Genomic DNA, 2,985 nt, shown 5'->3' with positions numbered 1-2,985 from the left:
AATTTTGAATCTTATACTGGGAAATATTTGCGGGAAGTGTTAGAAAAGTATCCGCCGAAAATTGAAAATTAACAAAAAGTAAGGGTGCATCTCAATTTTTGAATAAAGCCAAAAATTTATCTCTTTTAGGCAACAGGGAATATATAGGAAAAAAATATTTTTGCTTGCTATGAGATGCACCCAAAAGTAAATTTAGAAAAAAATAAATCAATATCCATAATTTATTAGTAAATTGATTTTAAATTTAATCTAAGTTAGACTATTTATATCAATTTTCATTTCAAGAGAAGAAAAATTTATGGAATTTATTTGGTCTGATTCTGAAGATAATAACTATGCAGAGAAGATGATATGACAAGCTCTCAAAAATTCTTTATCTGAAGATGAGGGAATTTGTTATCATCGCTATCCTATCTTTTCTCCAGATAGATCGAGAAGAGAACCAGATATTCTCATGCTCCATAGAAAATGGGGATTATATGTTATTGAAACCAAGGGATGCAAAATCGAAAATATCGAAAAGATTAATGGGCAAGTTTGGGAAATGAAAAATTGGCATTCTAGCCAAGAAACCCCTTACTCTCAGGCAGAAGATCAAATGTTTTCAATACTAGGAAAATTTAAAAATGAGCGTAAGTTGCGTAAAGGAAAATATGATGTAATTCAAGGTCATGTTTTTATAGGTTTACCTTTAATATCTGAGTCTGAATGGAAAAGAAAAGGTCTTGATTTATCTCCTGCTGCTCCACTAACTATTATCTTTGCAGATGATTTACAAAAACCTGATGCTTTGAGGAAGAGATTAACTAAAATACCTGCTGAAGAAAAACAAGAATTTATCACAGATGAACAATGGAAACTGGCATTGAGTATTCTTCAAGGCGCCCCTACTTTACGTCGTAAAATTAGACCGGAACCAAAGAAAAATTCATCAAAAGCTACTTTACTTAGGCAAGTTGAATTACAAATGGAAGGTCTAGATAGAGAACAGCACAAAATAGCAGTTCAAATACCAAATGGTCCTCAAAGAATTAGAGGTTTAGCAGGTTCAGGAAAAACAGTTGTAATGTGTATGAAAGCAGCATGGATGCACAATAAACATCCTAATTGGGATATTGCTTATACTTTTTACACCAGAAGTTTATATGAACAAATTAAGAGTAACATTACTCGTTTTTACCGTTGGTGGGCTGATGTAGATCCAAACAGGAATAAAATTCATATACTTCATGCTTGGGGAAGGAAAGATCAGGAAGGTATATATCGTTTTGTTTCTAAAAAAATGGGGCGTAATTCACGCACATATAAAGAAGCAAAAAATGCTTTTACTTATAAAGAGTACAGTCAAATACTCGGTAATTACTGTAAAGAACTTAGAGAACTTGAGGATAAAACTCCTCAGTTATTTGATGCAATTCTTATTGATGAAGCCCAAGACTTTAACTTTGAGTTTTATAAATTGTGCCACGACATTTTGCGCGAACCTAAACGTTTAATCTGGGCATACGATGAAGTTCAAAGTTTAGAAAGTCTTTCTATACCAACAGCCATTGAAATCTTTGGTACTCATACAGATGGAACGCCTGTTGTAGAACTTGAAGGTAATTATCCAGATAGTGAAATAGAAAAAGATATGATTCTCTATCATTGTTATCGCACTCCTCGTCCTATTATGGTTACTGCTCATTTCTTTGGAATGGGGTTACTAAGAAATAAGGGAGCAGTTCAATTTATTCCCACACCAGGAGGATGGGAAGATATTGGATATGAAGTAGTTTTAGGAGAATTTCAACCAGGGAAAAAAGTAACAATAAAAAGACCAGAAAAAAATTCTCCTCATCGTCTAGAAAAATTAGTACCACAAGGAGAGAAGTTAGTTCAATACAAAGCTTTTAATCAGAGAAGTCAAGAGCTTAATTGGGTAGCTGAACAAATAAAGAAAAATGTTTATGAGGATGAACTAAAGCCAGAATAAATAGTAGTTATATCTCTAGATTGGAAGAATATGGAGAGAGACTTTGGAGAATTGCAAGGTTTACTTAAACCAGAAGTAAAAGCGATAATATCTAAGAATGAAATTTTCCGAAAATCTAACAATGTGACACTCACTGGTATTTTCCGAGCTAAAGGAAATGAGGCATCTATTGTTTATGCAATTGGATTTGAACAAGTAGATAGCAATCCTCAATTAATTGTTCAAGAAAGAAACCAAGCTTTTACAGCTATGACCAGAGCTAGGGGGTGGTGTATTTTAACTGGGATAAGTTCAAAAGCTCATATTTTATTCCATGAAATTCAGAAGATATTAGCAAGTTATGAGGAAATTACATTTACAGTACCAGAACCAAAAACTATTCAAAGAAATCTAGATAATCTGGAGTACGAAAAACGTCGTAATCGTCTCAAGAAAGGTAAAGAGTTAACAAGTAAGTTAGTAGAGGCTATGAATGAGTATGGTAATCCAGAAATTTTAGAAAAAGCGAAGGAGATTGAAGAGCTAATTAAAAAAGAGCAACAAAAAATAAATAAGTTAGGAAATTGAAAATATAAAGTGGTGATGGCTGGAAATATTTCTGCATATTAGTTATTGAATATAATAGCAATCGCCTCTTAACTCCCTTCGACTTTTTAACAGTTTTCCTCACCGATGAAAATTTTACTTCCAGGTATAGGTAGTCGAAAATTTGTTAGATAATTTGACCAAATGTCTGGTCTGCCTAGAAGTAAGTAGATATTTTCTGAAGTTGAGCGATCGCCTCTTACATCCCATCGACTTTTTACCAGTTTTCCTCACCGATGAAAATTTTACTTCCAGGTATAGGTAGTCGAAAATTTGTTAGATAATTTGACCAAATGTCTGGTCTGCCTAAAAGTAAGTAGATATTTTCTGAAGCGGAGCGATCGCCTCTTACTTTCCATCGACTTTTTACCAGTTTTCCTCACCGATGAAAATTTTACTTCCAGGTATAGGTAGTCGAAAATTTG

At 33.3% G+C, this 2,985-nt stretch carries 2 protein-coding genes and 1 pseudogene; 2 read left to right on the top strand and 1 reads right to left on the bottom strand.

Annotated elements, in window-relative coordinates:
- Nucleotides 1–373 precede the first annotated feature (373 nt).
- A pseudogene (locus AC3DU7_RS29920) lies at nucleotides 374–1,975 on the top strand (NERD domain-containing protein); the annotation flags it as partial.
- 30 nt (nucleotides 1,976–2,005) lie between these two features.
- Nucleotides 2,006–2,542 (top strand): ATP-binding domain-containing protein, encoded by a 537-nt coding sequence (locus AC3DU7_RS29915; protein WP_488042880.1) that lies wholly within the window; start codon nucleotides 2,006–2,008, stop codon nucleotides 2,540–2,542.
- Between the two features lie 263 nt (nucleotides 2,543–2,805).
- Here the strand turns inward: AC3DU7_RS29915 and AC3DU7_RS29910 are convergent.
- Nucleotides 2,806–2,985, bottom strand: a 180-nt coding sequence (locus AC3DU7_RS29910) for a hypothetical protein (protein WP_488042879.1), incomplete at its 5' end; no start/stop codon positions are given.

Source organism: Okeania sp., from assembly GCF_983059655.1.
This window is presented reverse-complemented; position numbering and strand designations above follow the sequence as displayed.

Bases quoted from the DNA above. Each gene is read 5' to 3' on its own strand.
- AC3DU7_RS29915 (WP_488042880.1), top strand. From the start codon at position 2,006: ATGGAGAGAGACTTTGGAGAATTGCAAGGTTTACTTAAACCAGAAGTA.